This window comes from Micromonospora sp. SCSIO 07396, assembly GCF_053667945.1.
In genome coordinates, this window is record NZ_CM132210.1 from 3,312,087 (window position 1) to 3,327,131 (window position 15,045).

General features: G+C 74.1%; 18 protein-coding genes. 5 read left to right on the forward strand and 13 right to left on the reverse strand.

The genetic code is table 11. The features are described from left to right. Positions 1 to 48: 48 nt before the first annotated feature. The 5 genes from ACWCHM_RS14235 to ACWCHM_RS14255 form a co-directional block, all read right to left on the reverse strand. Positions 49 to 564 carry an ATPase gene (locus tag ACWCHM_RS14235; protein WP_281898183.1) on the reverse strand — a complete coding sequence of 172 codons (516 nt, stop codon included), beginning with the start codon at positions 562 to 564 and terminating at the stop codon, positions 49 to 51. 143 nt (positions 565 to 707) lie between these two features. Beyond that, the gene (locus tag ACWCHM_RS14240) at positions 708 to 1,154 is read right to left on the reverse strand and encodes a response regulator (RefSeq protein ID WP_454222708.1); all 447 of its coding nucleotides are present in this window, start codon (positions 1,152 to 1,154) and stop codon (positions 708 to 710) included. Between the two features lie 128 nt (positions 1,155 to 1,282). Then, a complete protein-coding gene (locus ACWCHM_RS14245) occupies positions 1,283 to 1,630 on the reverse strand; it encodes an STAS domain-containing protein (protein ID WP_204961110.1) in 348 nt (115 codons plus the stop codon). An 85-nt stretch (positions 1,631 to 1,715) separates the two neighbouring features. Further along, on the reverse strand, positions 1,716 to 2,753 hold the full coding sequence (locus tag ACWCHM_RS14250) for a cobalamin B12-binding domain-containing protein (protein ID WP_454222709.1): 1,038 nt from the start codon (positions 2,751 to 2,753) through the stop codon (positions 1,716 to 1,718). Then, the gene (locus ACWCHM_RS14255) at positions 2,750 to 4,525 is read right to left on the reverse strand and encodes a SpoIIE family protein phosphatase (RefSeq protein WP_454222710.1); all 1,776 of its coding nucleotides are present in this window, start codon (positions 4,523 to 4,525) and stop codon (positions 2,750 to 2,752) included. The genes ACWCHM_RS14250 and ACWCHM_RS14255 overlap by 4 nt, the downstream gene beginning before the upstream one ends. Before the next feature lie 249 nt (positions 4,526 to 4,774). Here ACWCHM_RS14255 and ACWCHM_RS14260 point away from each other — a divergent pair, with 249 nt between their 5' ends. Both ACWCHM_RS14260 and ACWCHM_RS14265 read left to right on the forward strand, forming a co-directional pair. Beyond that, positions 4,775 to 5,122: an STAS domain-containing protein gene (locus ACWCHM_RS14260; RefSeq protein WP_204961157.1), complete on the forward strand. Its 348-nt coding sequence runs from the start codon at positions 4,775 to 4,777 to the stop codon at positions 5,120 to 5,122. Between the two features lie 113 nt (positions 5,123 to 5,235). Beyond that, a complete protein-coding gene (locus ACWCHM_RS14265) occupies positions 5,236 to 5,592 on the forward strand; it encodes an STAS domain-containing protein (protein WP_204961107.1) in 357 nt (118 codons plus the stop codon). A 75-nt stretch (positions 5,593 to 5,667) separates the two neighbouring features. On the opposite strand, the gene ACWCHM_RS14270 is transcribed toward ACWCHM_RS14265, so the two are convergent. Both ACWCHM_RS14270 and ACWCHM_RS14275 read right to left on the reverse strand, forming a co-directional pair. After that, a complete protein-coding gene (locus ACWCHM_RS14270) occupies positions 5,668 to 6,003 on the reverse strand; it encodes a hypothetical protein (RefSeq protein ID WP_239486105.1) in 336 nt (111 codons plus the stop codon). A gap of 135 nt (positions 6,004 to 6,138) precedes the next feature. Next, entirely contained in the window at positions 6,139 to 7,440 is a 1,302-nt protein-coding gene (locus tag ACWCHM_RS14275) for an NAD(P)/FAD-dependent oxidoreductase (protein WP_454222711.1), read from the reverse strand. 255 nt (positions 7,441 to 7,695) lie between these two features. Between ACWCHM_RS14275 and ACWCHM_RS14280 the strand changes: the two genes are divergently transcribed. Together ACWCHM_RS14280 and ACWCHM_RS14285 are read left to right on the forward strand one after the other, a co-directional pair. Beyond that, the gene (locus tag ACWCHM_RS14280) at positions 7,696 to 8,781 is read left to right on the forward strand and encodes a hypothetical protein (RefSeq protein WP_204961105.1); all 1,086 of its coding nucleotides are present in this window, start codon (positions 7,696 to 7,698) and stop codon (positions 8,779 to 8,781) included. Between the two features lie 196 nt (positions 8,782 to 8,977). Beyond that, positions 8,978 to 10,009: a LacI family DNA-binding transcriptional regulator gene (locus tag ACWCHM_RS14285; protein WP_454222712.1), complete on the forward strand. Its 1,032-nt coding sequence runs from the start codon at positions 8,978 to 8,980 to the stop codon at positions 10,007 to 10,009. On the opposite strand, the gene ACWCHM_RS14290 is transcribed toward ACWCHM_RS14285, so the two are convergent. The 5 genes from ACWCHM_RS14290 to ACWCHM_RS14310 form a co-directional block, all read right to left on the reverse strand. Then, entirely contained in the window at positions 10,010 to 10,300 is a 291-nt protein-coding gene (locus ACWCHM_RS14290; RefSeq protein ID WP_204961103.1) for a DUF6510 family protein, read from the reverse strand. A gap of 16 nt (positions 10,301 to 10,316) precedes the next feature. Beyond that, positions 10,317 to 11,072: a ferredoxin reductase gene (locus ACWCHM_RS14295; protein WP_454222714.1), complete on the reverse strand. Its 756-nt coding sequence runs from the start codon at positions 11,070 to 11,072 to the stop codon at positions 10,317 to 10,319. A gap of 1 nt (position 11,073) precedes the next feature. After that, positions 11,074 to 11,664, reverse strand: a complete 591-nt coding sequence (locus tag ACWCHM_RS14300) for a sulfite oxidase-like oxidoreductase (protein WP_204961156.1) — start codon at positions 11,662 to 11,664, stop codon at positions 11,074 to 11,076. A gap of 110 nt (positions 11,665 to 11,774) precedes the next feature. Further along, on the reverse strand, positions 11,775 to 12,794 hold the full coding sequence (locus ACWCHM_RS14305) for a TerC/Alx family metal homeostasis membrane protein (RefSeq protein ID WP_204961101.1): 1,020 nt from the start codon (positions 12,792 to 12,794) through the stop codon (positions 11,775 to 11,777). 233 nt (positions 12,795 to 13,027) lie between these two features. Next, positions 13,028 to 13,441, reverse strand: coding sequence for a DUF2267 domain-containing protein (locus ACWCHM_RS14310; RefSeq protein ID WP_204961100.1), 414 nt, complete (start codon positions 13,439 to 13,441; stop codon positions 13,028 to 13,030). A gap of 159 nt (positions 13,442 to 13,600) precedes the next feature. On the opposite strand from ACWCHM_RS14310, the gene ACWCHM_RS14315 reads away from it, so the two are divergent. Next, positions 13,601 to 13,873 carry a DUF2795 domain-containing protein gene (locus ACWCHM_RS14315; protein WP_281898200.1) on the forward strand — a complete coding sequence of 91 codons (273 nt, stop codon included), beginning with the start codon at positions 13,601 to 13,603 and terminating at the stop codon, positions 13,871 to 13,873. Positions 13,874 to 14,063: 190 nt separating this feature from the next. On the opposite strand, the gene ACWCHM_RS14320 is transcribed toward ACWCHM_RS14315, so the two are convergent. After that, positions 14,064 to 15,038 carry a pirin family protein gene (locus tag ACWCHM_RS14320; RefSeq protein ID WP_454222715.1) on the reverse strand — a complete coding sequence of 325 codons (975 nt, stop codon included), beginning with the start codon at positions 15,036 to 15,038 and terminating at the stop codon, positions 14,064 to 14,066. Between the last annotated feature and the right edge of the window lie 7 nt (positions 15,039 to 15,045).

The following is a 15,045-nucleotide window of genomic DNA, read 5'->3' on the forward strand; positions in this document are numbered from 1 at the left end:
GCGGGTCGGGCGGCGGCGGGGCCGGGCCACGGCCGGCAGGGTGTCCGGTCAGGCGACCCGGGTGCCCGGCTCCGGCTGGTCGACAGTCACCTCGTCGGTGCCGGTGGCGACCCGGGTGGCCGGCACACCCCCGGCGGCTGCGGTCGGGGTGTCGACCGGCACCGGGTCGACGCTCAGCCCGGTCAGGATCTGGTCGACCCGGGCCGCCCGGTGCCGCCGTTCGTGCAGCGACGCCTCGAACTCGCGGCGGGCCTGCACCGCCTCGGCGTACACCCGCTCGCGCAACTGCCGGGCCTCCTCCCGGGCGGCGTCCAGCTCGGCGCGGGCGCGGGCCAGCAGCTCGTCGGCCGCCGGCCGGGCCGCGCCCCGGTCGGCGTCGACCCGCCGCCGGTCGACCAGCGCCAGGAGCAGGGTGGTCTCCTGGCGGATCTGGTCCCAGTCCCGCCCCGCGTCGGCGATCACCTCCGCCCGCGCGGCGAGGCGGGTCAACCGGACTCCGAGCTCGTCCAGGCAGGAATCGACCTGACGCCGGTCGTAGCCGGACTCAACGACGGAGAACCTCATACGTGTCGCCCCCCAGGAAGCTGGTACGTCTGTCCCAGCTCGATCCTCGCGCCAGCCGACGACCCCCGGGGCGGTTCGAGAAAAATGTTCAGCAATTGCGGGGCGGCTCCCGAGACCGTCGTCCGGGGGACGCCCCGGGCTGCTCAGGAACGCTTCGGCAGCACCACGACCCGACCGAAGAACTCGTCGATCCGGCGTACGACGTCGTTGAAGTCGTCCAGGTCGATCGGTTTGGTGACGTAGGCGTTGGCCTGGAGGCTGTAGCTGCCCACGATGTCGGTGTCCGCGTTGGAGGTGGTCAGCACCACGATCGGGATGGTGCGCAGGTCGTCGTCCTGCTTCACCTCGCCGAGGACCTGCCGCCCGTCCATCCGGGGCATGTTCAGGTCGAGCAGGATCACGTCGGGTCGCCGGGCGTCGACGTGCCGCCCCTGCTGCCGCAGGAACTCCATCGCCTCCTGACCGTCACCGACCACGTCGATGATCTTGGCGATGCCGGAGTCCGCCAGGGCTTCCTCGATCATCAGCACGTCACCCGGGTCGTCGTCGACCACCAGGATGCGGACGGGGTTCGTGGCGCCTCGGTCCATGGGTCCAACCTGTCTGTGTCGGCGAGCGGGGGACGACGGTCTCGGTACCCCGTTGGCGGCCCGACCGAACGCGGTCACCCGCGGCGCGGGAACTGCGCGGTCAGCCGCTGGCGGGGAAATTTAACCCATCAACGGGTGGACGGCGACCGCGGGTCGGCGGTGTCGGGCTGAAAGAGCAGCACGTCGGCCAGGCCGGTGATCTGGAGGACCCGGTCCACCCGGCCGGTCGCCCCGCACAGCCGCAGCCAGCCACCCCGGGCGGCAGCGAGGTTGTCCCCCCGGACGAAGGCCGCGATGCCTGTGGAATCGCAGAAGGTCAGCTCGGTGAGGTCGAGCAGCAGGTGCCGCTCACCGTCCGCGGCGAGCCGGTCGATCTCGGTGTTGAGTGCCCCGGCCGAGCTGAGGTCCAGCTCGCCGGCGAGCCGCAGACACACGCCGCCGTCGCCCCGCCCGGCATGCGTCACGGTGAAGGTCAACGTCGTCCCTCTCGCTCCCACCACAGGCAGACCCTTGCAGTGCAGCAAGTATACGCAGCGTTCCCCGGGGGGCCCGCGCGGCGCGTCAGTGCCGTACCCCGCCGGACGCCACGGTCGCCGCCGTGCCGAGCGCCAGGAACCGCGCCGCCCGGGGGAAGTCACGCAGGACGCGCCCGTAGTGACCCAGGGTGTCGGCGACCGACCCAGCCGGCACCCCCCGGCTGGTCAGGATCGACACCAGCCACGACACGAAGTCGGTGAACAGCGCCGCGTCGTCGACGTAGACGGCGGCGGCCAGGAAGTCCACGATATATCCCAGATCGCCCGTCGTGGCGTCCCACTGCGCCGGGGTGTAGTCCACGACCGACGGCACCCGGGCCAGCAGGTCCGCCACCGCCGAGTCGATCAGCTCACCGCGCCGCTTCACCAGGCTGGCGTACTCGTCGTCGGCGAGATGGGCGAGGTCCGCCGGGGGCACCCGGCGCAGGGTCCGTTCGTCGGCGACCAGGTCGGCCGCGCCCGGGGCGTCCGGGGCCCAGGCGGCCCCGAGCCGCCGGGCCCACCGGCCGTCCAGGCCGAACCCCCGGCCACCGACCACCACAGGTACGTCCGAACGCCGGCACGCCTCGATCATCCGGTGCGCCTGCGGCAACCGCATCGGCAGGGCGCAGGCCAGCGCGACCGCGTACGCGTCGTGCCGGTGCAGGTACGACACCAGGTGGGCGGCCGGCACGCTGGCCCCCAGGAAGGTCACCTGCCAGCCGCGCAGCCGCAGCACCTCGGCGACCAGCCGGGGCGGCAGGGCGTGCCACTCACCGTCCATGCAGGCCACCACGATCCGGCCCCGGGTCGGACGCGGATCGGCGTACCCGGCGACCGCCGCCACCGCCCGCTCGCTGATGTGCGTCGCGGCATGCTCCTGCGCCACGCTCCACTCGTTGCGGGCCCACCGCTCGCCCACCTCGGTCTGCGCCGGGGCGACCAGGTCGAGCAGCACCCGCTCCGCCGGGACGCCGACGTCGAGCAGCCCGGTGACCACCTCGATCGCGCCGTACTCGTCGGCCTCCTCCAGGCAGGCAAGGAAGTCGCCGAAGGCCCGGTACGGGTCGGCGGGGACGGTCACGGTCGGGACGTCCTCTCCCCGGCCGGGTCCGGCACGGCCGGCACGGAGTGCAGGTGCCGCCGGGAGCGGCCACCCGGTCCGGTGGCCCGCAGCGCGAGCACCGCGATGTCGTCGTGGTCGCCGTGCGCCAGCCAGTCGCAGGTGACCTGCTCGACCCGCTCGGCGAGCGCCGCGGCGGGCATCCGGTGACACCCGGTGACCACGTGGACCAGCCGGTCCTGACCGAACTGCTCGTCGCCGCGCCGACCGCCCCGGGCCTCGGTGACCCCGTCGCTGTAGAGCAGGCAGGTCTCCCCCACCGCCAGCCGGACGGTGACCTCGCCGATGCGGGGGTCGGGCACCACGCCGATCAGCATGCCGCTCAGCGGCACCGTCTCCACCTCGCCGCCGTCGCGCAGCACCAGCGGCGGCAGGTGCCCACCACCGGCCAGGGTCAGCGACAGTCCGCCGTCGCGGTGCGGACGCACCACCCCGAGCACCATGGTGGCGAACCGGCCCTGCCCGTGCGCCTGGGTGGTCTCCAGCAGGGCGTCGTTGAGCAGCTTGAGCAGCCGGCCGGGCCGCGACTCGACCCGGTAGAGCGCCTGCAGACACTGGCGGAGCTGGCCGGTGAAGACCGCCGCCTCCACCCCCTTGCCGGAGACGTCACCGAGGAAGAACACCGCACCGCCGTCGGCCAGCCGGTGCGCGCCGTAGAAGTCACCGCCGATCCGCAGGCTCGCCTGGGAGGGCCGGTACGCCGTGCCCCACTGCACCCCGACCACCTCGGCCGGTTCCACCGGCACCAGGCTGGCCTGCAGGGTGTCGGCCACCTCGGCCTGGTTGCGGTAGAGCACCGCGGTGGTGAGCGCCGCGCCGGCCCGGGCGGCGAAGGCCCGCACCAGCTCCACGTCCGCGTCGTCATACCAGCGGGTACGCCGGGCCACCAGCAGCACACCCGCCGGGGCGTCCCGGCCGGGCAGCGGAACCACCCGGGCGGTCACCTCGCGGGCGCTGAGCCCCGGCAGCCAGCCGGCCTCGACCGCCTGGTCGGCCAGCCAGTCCACGGTGTGCGGCTCCACACCGGACAACCCCTCGACGATCGCCGGGGGCAGTGTGGCGGCGGGCAGCATGCCGCTGTCCACCGTGGGCGACTCGTCGTCGGCCCGGGTCGCCCGCCACCAGCGGGCCCGCCCGGAGCGGGGGGCCAGCACCAGCACCGCCACCTCGGCCAGGGTGGGCACCGTGAGCCGGACCACGGCGGCGGCGGCCCGGTCCGGATGCAGCGGGTTGCCCAGTTTCTCGCCGACCACGGCGAGGAAGGCCGACCGGGCCCGCTCGGCGAGCAGCGCGTCGGCCCGGGAGACGATGTCGGTGACGTCCTCGACGTACAGACAGCTGCGGGAGCCGGACAGCGGCACCCGGCGGATGCGCAGCCGCCGGCCGTGGTGCCCGAACCCGTCGGGCTCGGCGGCGGCTGCGGTCAGCACGGCGAGACCGGCGGCGGCCAGCGGGCGGCCGGGGGTCACCTCGGGCAGCAGCCGCCCGGCGACCGGGCTGACGTGCCGGACCACCCCGTCGGCGTCGCAGACGACCAGGCCCTCCCGGAAGTGTTCGACGACCTCGGGCCAGGCCGGGTCGACGCGGTCCGGGTCGGGCCGGACGGGGTCGGGGCCGCTCCGGTCGGGGGCCAACGGCGGCAGCCCGACGGACCGCGCCGCGGCCCGACCGGCACTCGGCGTGGAGATCCGTCCGTCGCCCGGCTCGAAGCCCCTGACGTCGGCAGCACTCACCAGCTGAGCCCCACTCCCCCTGTCGCCATCCGGCACATCCCGGATGTAGGTCGTATGTTCCAATCTGTTCCGCTCAGCCTACGCCGGAACGCGGGCACCGCCACCGCACGGCGTCCTGCGCGCACGCGCACCCCTGCGGACCCACCGGCGGGTTGTTACGATCCGGCGTAGTCCGGCCCGACCGTCGGCCCTGCGGAAAGGCGTGCTGTGGTGCCCCCTGGAAGGAAACCCGAGACCGCCCCGTTGACGATGTCGGTGGACCGTTCCGACCCCGCGACGCCGGTCCTGTCGGTCGGCGGTGAGCTGGCCTACGCCACCTCCCGACCGGTGCGGGTGGAGGTGGACCGGCTGCTGGTGGAGCGCCCTGCGGTGGTCGTCTTCGACTTCTCCGGGCTGACCTTCATCGACAGCACCGGCCTGTCGGTCATCGTGCACGCCTGGCGGGAGGGGCAACGGGTCGGGACGCTGGTCCGGCTGCGGGCCGTCCCCCGCTTCCTGACCACCATCCTCGACATGACCGGGGTCACCGGCCTGCTGGCCCGTCAGGTGCCGCCGCAGTCCGCCCCCGCGCCGCAGCACCGGGCCGCGTCCGCCTGAACCGGTCACCGGGCGCAGAAACCGGGGCTGCGCACCCGTGGCGGGCCTGCGGGGGGACCGCGCCGGGCGAACCCCGGCGTTTCCCGATCACCTGATGCTGGGAACATGGGGGCATGCGCCCGCAGCTTCTGACCATCGAGGTGACCCGGCCCGACGCCGGCACCGCCCGGCTGCGGCTGACCGGCGACCTCGACTTCGACACCGCGCCGGAGCTGGTCGAGGCGGCGGCCAGGGTCCGCGCGGACGGTCACCGCGCGCTGGTCATCGATCTCAGCGGGGTCGGCCTGTGCGACTCGTCGGGGCTGAGCGCGTTCGTGGTGCTGCGCCAGGGTGGGGCCGGCCCGGTCCGGCTGACCGGCGTCAACGCCCGGCTCCAGCAACTGCTCGACCGCACCGGCCTGGCCGAGTTGCTGGCGGGGCAGGAGCAGCCGGCGGCCGGCGCCGTCGACGACGTCCCCGAGGTGGGCTGAACCGTCCGGCCGCAGTGGCCCCCGACCCTGGGACCAGGGGCCGGGGGCCGGGAGGAGGGCCCGGGCGGCTCGCCGTCACGCGCTGACGGCGGCCTCCTGTGCCTCGACTGCCGGTTGCCGGCGCGGCCCGGTCGACCGGGGCGCGGCGGACGACGGGGGTTCGACGTCCTCCGGAGGACCGGAATCGGGCAGTTGGAACAGGTACCTGACGAATCCCCCACCCGACTCGTTGTGCTCCGCCCCGGGCCACTGCCCGGCGCAGTCCATCCCCACCACCTCGCGGCCTGAGCCGTCGGCCTCCTCCACCAGCGCCCAGAGGCTCACCGGGTAGCACCGGGTCACCTCGGGGCCGACCTGCCAGCGGGAGTACCAGCCGGGACGGGCCGGGACGATCTCCACGATCCTCTTCATGACGACCTACCCTTCCGCGTTCCTCGGAAGACCTCCGGTCGCCCCGATGGTCCGTCCCGGGCGGGTGAGCACCCCTCACCCCACGGGAGTGAAGCCGGGCCCCGGGCGTACCGGGGCCGTCCGGCCGGCACCGGCTCAGCGGGTGCGCATCGGCACCTCGGGCGAGGAACTCTCCAGCGGCACGGCGTGGGCCGGGACCAGGCCGAGCTGCGTCGCCGGGCGGGGCAGCGCGGCGTCGAGCACCCAGTCGGCGCTCACCCGCGCCCGGTTGCCCGGCATCGCCAGCAGGTGGTAGCCCCGGGTGACCGCCTTGGCGGCCAACCCCGACAGCGACACCTTCAGCGGGTTCGCCGCCGCGTCCTTTCCGCCCAGGTCGACCACCCAGCCCAGGTCGTGGTGCTGGTACGGACGACGCCTGCCGTGCCCGTAGGAGGCGGCGATGTTGTGTGCCGCGAGCTTGCCCTGCCGCTGGGCGTGCTGGGCGGTCATCGTGCAGAGCTGCCCGGGGCGGGTCAGGTCCGGCACGGCGGCGGCGTCGCCGCAGGCGTACACCTCGGGGAAGCCGGGGACGTTGAGGTACTCGTCGACCACCAGCCGGCCCTTCTCGGTACGCAGGCCCAACTCGGCCACGAACGGGTCGGGGCGGACCCCGACGCACCAGGCCAGCGTGCAGGTCGGGACGTACCCGCCATCGGTGAGGTGCACCCCGTCGGCGGTGGCCTCGGCGACCGAGGTGCCCATCCGGACGTCGACCCCCCGGCGGCGCAGCACCCGGTCGGCGGTGCGCGACATCCGTTCGTCCAGTTCCGGCAGCACCCGGGGGGCGACGTCCAGCAGCATCCACCGGGGCCGGACGGTCAACCGGGGACGTTGGGCGTGCAACGCGTCGGTGAAGAGCTGCCCGTGCGCGGCGACCTCGGTGCCGGTGTACCCCGCGCCCACCACCACGAAGGTGGCGCGGGCCTGCTGCTCGGCCGGGTCCTGCGCCTGCTCGGCCAGCTCGATCTGGCGGACCACGTGGTCGTGCAGGTAGACCGCCTCGGGCAGGCCCCGGAAACCGTGGGCGTACTCGGTCACACCGGGGATGGGCAGCAGCTTGTTGACGCTGCCGACGCAGAGCACCAGCCGGTCGTAGGCGAGCTGACCCCGCTCCCCCTCCGGGTTGGTGAAACCGACCCAGCGGTGGCGCAGGTCGACCCGGTCGGCCTCGCCGACGACCACCCGGACCCCGGGCAGGGTGCCGGTCAGCGGGACCGAGATCCGGGTGGGCTCGACCACCCCGGCGGCCACCTCGGGCAACAGCGGCAGGTAGAGGAAGTAGTCGGTCGAGTTCAGCAGCACGATCTCGGCCCGCCCGCCGGCCAGCCGACGCAACGTCTTCGCCGCGTGGTAACCGGCGAAACCGGCCCCCACGATCACCACCCGAGGTTTCGTCATGTCCGTTCCCTTCCCGGCGGTCCGCCTGACAAACGTGGCGCCCGCCCCGGCACCCGCGCGCCGGGGCGGGCGGCGGGCGACCCGGGGTCACCGTCCGCGCCGCCCACGCCGCCGGTGGACGAGGCCGTCGCGGCCCGTTTGATACCTCAGTGACGGGCTCCCGACTGTAGTCACACCGGGTAGGCGACACCGTTGCTTTCGGCACGCCTTCCGCTCACGCTGAGTTTCTGTTCGACCACCACCAAGGAGGGACAGATGAGAGTTCGTCGTGTCGTCGCCGTCGTACTGGCCGCCCTGCTGGCGGCCGTGGGGCTCGCGCCGACCGCACCCGCCACGGCGGCCACCGCGGACCGCTGGGGCTTCGCCTACGTCGACAACCCCACCGTCACCAGTTGGACCGTGCTGGACACGAGCCGGCAGTGGGGCACCTGGAAGACCGCCTTCCCGGCCGCCTGGGCCACCGGCATCAAACTCGCCCCGGGCCGCTTCCAGGTGCGTTTCCCGCAGATCGGCGCCGGTGCGCGCGGGGTGCCGCACGTGACCCCGGTGGACCGGGCCGGGCACTACTGCACGGTGGTGCGCTGGTTCCAGTCGGGCACCGACGAGATCGTCGACGTGCAGTGCTTCGCCCCCGGCGGCACCCGCGACGACAGCCGGTTCACCGTGCTGTGGACCGCAAGCTCCGGGGTGCTGCCGGCCGGCACCGCACACGCCTACGTCCAGGGCGGGGTCAGCGGCCTGGTCCAGTCGTACGTGTCGACCGGGGCCCCCGCCGCGCTGGCCCCGGTCGGCGTCGGACAGTGGTCGGTGAAGCTGCCCGGGGTCGGGCTGGCCGGGGTGCTGGCCGGCAACGTGCAGGCCACCGCGATCCAGCCGAACGCCGCGCCGCGCCGGTGCACCGTCGCCAGGTGGGGCGCCTCCGGCTCCGACGTGCTGGTCTACGTGTTCTGCTTCGACCAGGCCGGCGCGCCGGTGAACACCGACTTCACCCTGTCCTACCACCGGGGACGGTCGGTGGTCGGGTCGTTGGCCCCGCCGACGTTCTTCGGTCACCTGGCCAGCGCGGCGGGCGGCCCCACCAACGACAACTCCCAGCTCGGGGTGGGCGTGAACACCATCGCGCCGCTCGCCCCGGCCGGCCGCTACCTGGTCACCTTCAAGCAGCTCGGGCAGAAGGAGACGCACGCCCAGGTCACCGCGCAGGGCACCGGACCGAACTACTGCAACCTGACCCAGCCGTGGTCGTACGCGGTGGACGCCCCGGTGGACGTGATCTGCTTCGACAACACCGGCACGCCCGCGCCGTACCAGGTGCTCGTCGCCTTCACCTCGCGGATCTGAACCGGACGGTGCCGCCCGCCGGTGGGCCGGCGGGCGGTGCCGCGTGGGCGGACCACCGCCCGGCGACCCGCCGGCACCGCCGGGCGACCATCCCGCAAGTGGGCCGCTGGTGATCTCCACGGGTGGATCCGGTCGGCTAGCGTTGTCGGACCGTCGGGCCCGACGGCCGAGCCACGAACGACGCGAAGGTGAAGCGATGGGACCGAAGGCGAGCATCCGGGACGTCGCCGCCGCCGCGGGCGTCTCGGTGACCACCGTGTCCCACGTGCTGAACAACAAGTCCGGCACCCGGGTCAGCGCACAGACCCGGGAACGGGTCGAGACGGTGGCCCGCCAGCTCGGTTACGCGGCCAACGGGCTGGCCCGGGGACTGCGGCTGCAACGGTCGTACGCCCTGGGGCTGCTCGGTGACGTCGTCGCGGCCACCGGCCGGGCCGGGCGGCTCGTCCTGGGCGCGCAGGAGACCGCGTCGGCGCGCGGGTGGGTGCTGCTGCTCACCACCGGCCGCGATCCCGAGGTCGAACGGCGGGAGATCAGGGCGCTGGCCCGGCACCGGGTCGACGGGGTGCTCTACGCGACCACGGACCACCGGGTGGTGCGGGTCCCCGACGAGCTGCGCCCGATGCCTGTGGTGCTGCTCAACGCCCGCAGCGCCGACGCCACGCTCCCCTCGGTGGTGCCGGACGAGCGCGGCGGTGCGGCGACGGCGGTACGGGAGCTGCTCGCCCACGGGCACCGGCGGATCGGCTTCGTCACCACCGTCGACGACGTCCCCGCCGCTCAGGGCCGGTTGCTCGGCTACCGGGAGGCGCTGTGGGCGGCCGGGGTGCCGTACCGGCCGGAGCTGGTGCGCGCTGACGCCGGTGACCCCGTCGGCGGGCACCGGGCGGCCCGGGCCCTGCTCGCCGCGGCCGACCGCCCGACGGCGCTGTTCTGTTTCACCGACGCGATGGCGATGGGCGTCTACCGGGCGGCGGCCGAACTCGGTCTGCGCGTCCCGCAGGAACTCTCGGTGGTCGGCCACGACAACCAGGAGGTCGTCGCCGACGGGCTGTTCCCCGCCCTGACCAGCGTGGCGTTGCCGCACCACGGGATGGGCGCGTGGGCGGTCGAGACCATGGTGGAGCTGCTCGACCGGCCGAAGGGCGCCCGCCGTCGGGTGGCCCGGCACGTGGCCCTGCCGGGTCAGCTGGTGCGTCGGGCGTCGGTCGCCGCCGCGCCGCGCTGATCAGCGCAGGGACGGCGGTGTGGTCGGCGGCACCGGCACCCGGAGGTAGCTGGCGCCGCGCAGGTCCAGCCAGGCCCGGTCGGGGGCCCGGACCAGCCGGAGCATCACCTCGGTGCAGGCCGGGCAGCGCCCCACCAGCCCGGGGGCGTGGGCGTAGACGCGCAGGCCGGCCAGCGGGCCGACCATGCCGCAGGACGCGCACCGTCCGGTCGCCGCGCTCAGGTCCACCGCGAACAGCTCCCGCAGCGGCCCGTCGAGCATGTTGCCGTCCAGGTAGGACATCTCGGTCATCGGTTCTCCTCGCCGGTCAGCCGGTCGGCCCGAACCGTTCGGTGCGGACCCGGCGGGTCGGGTGACCCAGCCCCACCAGCAGATCCGCGACGGTCTCCACGAAGCCGGTCGGGCCGCAGACGTAGCACAGCGGCTCCAGGTCGGCCGGCCAGCCGTGGGTGTTCACGTCGGCCAGCCCGATCCGGTGCGGCTCGCCCCGCCACCCGTCGGGGGCCTGCCGGGTGTAGACGTAGCTGACGTCCAGGCCGGCGTCGTCGCGGGCCCGGGTACGCAGCTCGTCGGCGTAGATCACGTCCGCCGGGGTGCGGACGGAGTAGATCAGCCGGAACGGCACCCGGTTGCCGGCGGCCCGGCGGGCCCGCACCATCGCCATCAGCGGCACCACCCCGGAGCCCCCGGCGACCAGCAGCACCGGCGCGGTCCGCTCGGGCCGCCAGACGAACCAGCCGCCGACCGGGCCGCGCACCTCCACCGGGTCGCCCTCGGCCCAGGTGTCGGTCAGGTACGGCGACACCTCGCCGTCGGGCACCCGCTGCACGGTCAGCGCGATCCGGTCGCCGTCGACGGGCCCGGCGAGCGAGTACGACCGGGCCGCCTGGTAGCCGTCGGGGGCGGTGAGCCGGACGTCGACGTGCTGCCCCGGCAGGTGCCCCGGCCAGCCGGGCACCGACAGGACCAGGGTCTGCGCGGTGGGCGTCTCGACGCGGCGCTGCGCCAGCCGGGCCACCCGCCAGCCCAGCGGCGTGGCCGGCCGACCACCCGCCGAGGTCACCTCAGTCGCCCTGGTAGCGCTGCTCGCGCCACGGGTCGCCGTAGTCGTGGTAGCCGGCGGTCTCCCAGAACCCGGGTTCGTCCTCGACGGTCAGCCGCAGCCCGCGTACCCACTTGGCGGACTTCCAGAAGTAGAGGTGCGGCACCAGCAGCCGGGCCGGACCGCCGTGTTCGGCGGGCAGCGGTTCGCCGTCGTAGCCGTGCACCACCCACGCCTGCCCGTCGCGCAGGTCGTCCAGCGGCAGGTTGGTGGTGTAGCCGCCGTACGAGTGGGCCTGGGCGTAGTCGGCGGCGGTGTCCACGCCGTCGAGCAGCACGTCCAGCGAGACGCCCTGCCAGCTGGTGCCGAACTTCGACCACCGGGTGACGCAGTGGATGTCCACCGTGGGGGTCTCCTGGGGCAGCTCCATCAGCTCCGCCCAGGACCAGCGGACCTCGTCGCCGGTCTCGGTGGTGAGGACGAACTCCCACCGGTCCAGGGGGACCCGGGGGGTCGGCCCGGCGGACAGCACCGGGAAGTCCTCGGTCAGGTACTGCCCCGGCGGCAGGGCCGGGTCGGTCGTCCGACGGCGGCCCTGGAAGCCCGGTGACACGATGCCCACCCGTCAGTCGTACCACCTGGGAGGCGTTGGCGGGAGGGTTCCGGCGGACCGGGCCACGACCGGCGGCGGCCCCGTCGCGGGCCGCCGCCGGTCGCGTACGGTCAGTGCTTGTCGACGACCACCTCGGCGTCGCCGGGCTCCCGGTCACGGGTGGCCCGCAGGCTGGTGAGGGTGACCACGACCAGCACGCCGATGATGACCCCGAGCGAGGCCAGCGTGGGGATCTCCGGCACGCCCGGCCAGATGCCGTGCGCCCAGTGCAGGCCGAGCTTGACGCCGATGAAGGCCAGGATGATCGCCAGGCCGTAGCTGAGGTGCACCAGCCGGCTCAGCGCGGCGTGCAGCACGAAGTAGAGCGCCCGCAGCCCGAGCAGGGCGAAGGCGTTGGTGGCGAAGACCAGGTAGGGGTCCTCGGTGATGCCGTAGACGGCGGGCACCGAGTCGACCGCGAAGACGATGTCGGTGGCGAGCACCGCGACCACCACCAGGGCGAACGGGGTGAGCGCCCGTCGGCCGTGCTGCCGGATCGTCATCCGGGTGCCGTGGTATTCCTCGACCACCGGCATGAACCGGCGCAGCAGCCGCACCGACCGCATCTTGTTGATGTCCACCTCCTGCTCGTGCCCGGTGAGGGCGTCGCGCAGGAGTTTGACCGCGGTGGCGATGAGGATGACGGCGAAGATCAGGAACGCGAAGTCGAGGGTCTGCAAGGCCGCCGCGCCGAGGGCGATGAAGACCGCACGGAGCACCAGCGCGCCGGCGATGCCGTAGAGCAGCACCCGCTGGGCGAGCACGGCGGGCACCGCGAAGGCGGCCAGCAGCAGCATGAACACGAAGAGGTTGTCGACCGACAGCGACTTCTCGACCAGGTAGCCGGTCAGGTACTCGACGCCCTGCTGGGAGCCGAAGCGCCACCAGACCCACCCGCCGAACGCCAACGGCAGCGCGATGTAGAACGCCGACCAGCCCAGCGCCTCCCGGATCGACACCTCGTGCGGGCGTCGGGTGACCAGGAAGTCGAGCACCAGCAGGGCGAGCACGCCGACGATGGTCACCGCCCACAGGGTGGGGGTGCCGACCGACGACAACCCACCGGCGGCAAAGTACGACAGATCGGTCATGGAGCCTCCTCGAACACCGTGCCATGTTCGAGGTCTCCTTCACCCACGTTCGTCGTGGGCAACCACCCGAGGCGCACCCGGAGCGCGCCGTACTGACCGGAATGGTTCGTGGGAAGTACTCCCCTCGTGCCGACCAGGTTAGGCCAGATCCGGACGACCCGCCAAGCCAGTCCCACCGTGGTTGCCCTGGTCAACCGCTGTGCGCCGCCCACCGACCCGGGCCCGACCGTGGGTCAGGCCCGGCGCGGGGCGCCCATTCCGGGGGCGAGGGCCGGCTCCACCAGGTCGCGGTAGTCGCGGGGCAGCCGGGTCACCAGATCGTCGAACTCACCACCGCTGACCGCCTCGTGCACGACGCCGAAGACCACCCGCACCCCGTCCCGGGCGGCCGGTTCGTCCAGCTCGGCCCGCCGCGCCACCCGGGCCACGAACTCGGCCGCGCCGAACTGCTCGGCCGCCTCCGTGCCGGGGCCCGGCCGCAGTGCCAGCCGCAACGGCGCGGGCAGCTGCGTCGCCAGGTCGAGCACCTCACCCCCGGTCAACCGTTCGGCGAGGGTGGCCAGCGTCGCGTGGACCAGCACCACCGCCCGCTCCGGGTCGGTACGGACCCGCCGGGCCACCTGGTCGACGAAGGTGTCGTAGTTCATGCGGGGCTCCCTTCGACATGAGGCGGCCCGGTTACCCGCCGGGACGACCCGGAAACGACACCGCCCACCGGGGTTTTCCGCCCGTGGGCGCGTGACCTGCCACCGGACGGGTAACCGCCGCCGATCGTGACCGGATCGAGGCGGCGAGGAGGCCCACCGATGGCCAGTCGGACCGAAGTCCTGCGGTACCTGTCCAGCCTGGACTACCCGGCGGCGAAGGACGCCGTGGTGCGTCAGGCCGAACGGGAGGGCGCACCACCTGACGTGCTGCGGGCGTTGCGGGCGCTGCCGCCGGTGGACTACGCCAACGACGCGGAGGTGGCCCGCTCGGCCCGGATCGATCCCGCCCCGGAGGTCGACCCCGCCCGGCGGGCACAGCAGGCGAGGGAGAAGCAGCACCAGCGGGTCGCGCAGCACCTGCGGAGCATCTGACCCCGAACAGGCGGGCGCCCCGGGTCACGAACCGCGACCTGGGGCGCACGCGTGCCTGTTCACCGGCGAACCGCCGGGTGGCCACCCGAACCGGGTGGGCATCGCTGCCACGATCATCATAGGTCACGCCATCACCCGTACGGCTGATTTCGGCGAGACTGTGGGCGAGCACACCACCGGGGCGGATCGGTCAACCGTGCAGGTCACCCCGGCGGTCCCGGGCCTTCAACCGGACGGTCGGCAGTTCCGGGGCGGGCAGCGGCGGGGCCGGGTCGTCGGTGACCCGCCCGAACCGGTCCCGACCGGCCATCCAGTCCGCCCGGGCGGTGGCCACCTCCTCGTGCGAGCGGCCGACGAAGTTCCACCACATGACCAGGGGCTCGTCGAACGGCTCGCCGCCGAGCAGCATCAGCCGGCTGCCCGGCTCGGCGGTCAACTCCAACCCGTCCCGCCCGGTGCCGAGGTAGAGCAGCGCGCCGGGCTCCAGCGACACGCCGTCCACCCGGGCCCGGCCGGACATCGCCAGCAGGGCGTACTCGAAGCGGGGCCGCAGGCGCGGCGTCGCCGGGCCCGGGCCGTGCGCCGCCAGTTGCACGCCGAGCAGCGGGGTGTGCACCACCGCCGGGGACGCCTCGCCCGCCAGCTCGCCGACGAGCAGGGTGTGCTCCCAGTCGCCGGAGCGCCAGCGGGGCAGATCGGCGTGGTGGGCGAAGCCGGCGGCACCGGCGCGCGCCGGGTCGGGCAGCGCCACCCACAGCTGCACCCCGTGCATCAGCGGCGGATGGCTGGCCGGGGACCGCTCGGAGTGGGCGATGCCGTGCCCGGAGGTCATCACGTTGAGCTGGCCGGGACGGATCGGCTGGACGTTGCCGAGGCTGTCGCGGTGCACGATCTCCCCGTCGAGCAGCCAGGTCACCGTCTGCAACCCGGTGTGCGGGTGCGGCGGCACCTCCATGCCGGGCCGCTGCGCCACGTCGTCCGGGCCGAAATGGTCGACGAAGCACCACGCCCCGACCATCCGGCGGGCCCGCTGCGGCAACAGCCGGCGCACGGTGGTGTACCGGCCCAGCGGCACGTCGTGGCCGGGCAGCAGCACGCTGCCCGGGTCCTCGGCGGCGACGCCGGGTGGTCGGGTCTGTGCCGGCAACGATTCGGTACGGTCCACCGCCCGA

Coding starts and splice junctions, on each gene's coding strand:
- ACWCHM_RS14235 (WP_281898183.1), bottom strand. CDS start 564: ATGAGGTTCTCCGTCGTTGAGTCCGGCTACGACCGGCGTCAGGTCGAT.
- ACWCHM_RS14270 (WP_239486105.1), bottom strand. CDS start 6,003: ATGAAGAGGATCGTGGAGATCGTCCCGGCCCGTCCCGGCTGGTACTCC.
- ACWCHM_RS14315 (WP_281898200.1), top strand. CDS start 13,601: ATGGCCAGTCGGACCGAAGTCCTGCGGTACCTGTCCAGCCTGGACTAC.
- ACWCHM_RS14310 (WP_204961100.1), bottom strand. CDS start 13,441: ATGAACTACGACACCTTCGTCGACCAGGTGGCCCGGCGGGTCCGTACC.
- ACWCHM_RS14240 (WP_454222708.1), bottom strand. CDS start 1,154: ATGGACCGAGGCGCCACGAACCCCGTCCGCATCCTGGTGGTCGACGAC.
- ACWCHM_RS14290 (WP_204961103.1), bottom strand. CDS start 10,300: ATGACCGAGATGTCCTACCTGGACGGCAACATGCTCGACGGGCCGCTG.
- ACWCHM_RS14260 (WP_204961157.1), top strand. CDS start 4,775: ATGTCGGTGGACCGTTCCGACCCCGCGACGCCGGTCCTGTCGGTCGGC.
- ACWCHM_RS14285 (WP_454222712.1), top strand. CDS start 8,978: ATGGGACCGAAGGCGAGCATCCGGGACGTCGCCGCCGCCGCGGGCGTC.
- ACWCHM_RS14265 (WP_204961107.1), top strand. CDS start 5,236: ATGCGCCCGCAGCTTCTGACCATCGAGGTGACCCGGCCCGACGCCGGC.
- ACWCHM_RS14280 (WP_204961105.1), top strand. CDS start 7,696: ATGAGAGTTCGTCGTGTCGTCGCCGTCGTACTGGCCGCCCTGCTGGCG.
- ACWCHM_RS14305 (WP_204961101.1), bottom strand. CDS start 12,794: ATGACCGATCTGTCGTACTTTGCCGCCGGTGGGTTGTCGTCGGTCGGC.
- ACWCHM_RS14275 (WP_454222711.1), bottom strand. CDS start 7,440: ATGACGAAACCTCGGGTGGTGATCGTGGGGGCCGGTTTCGCCGGTTAC.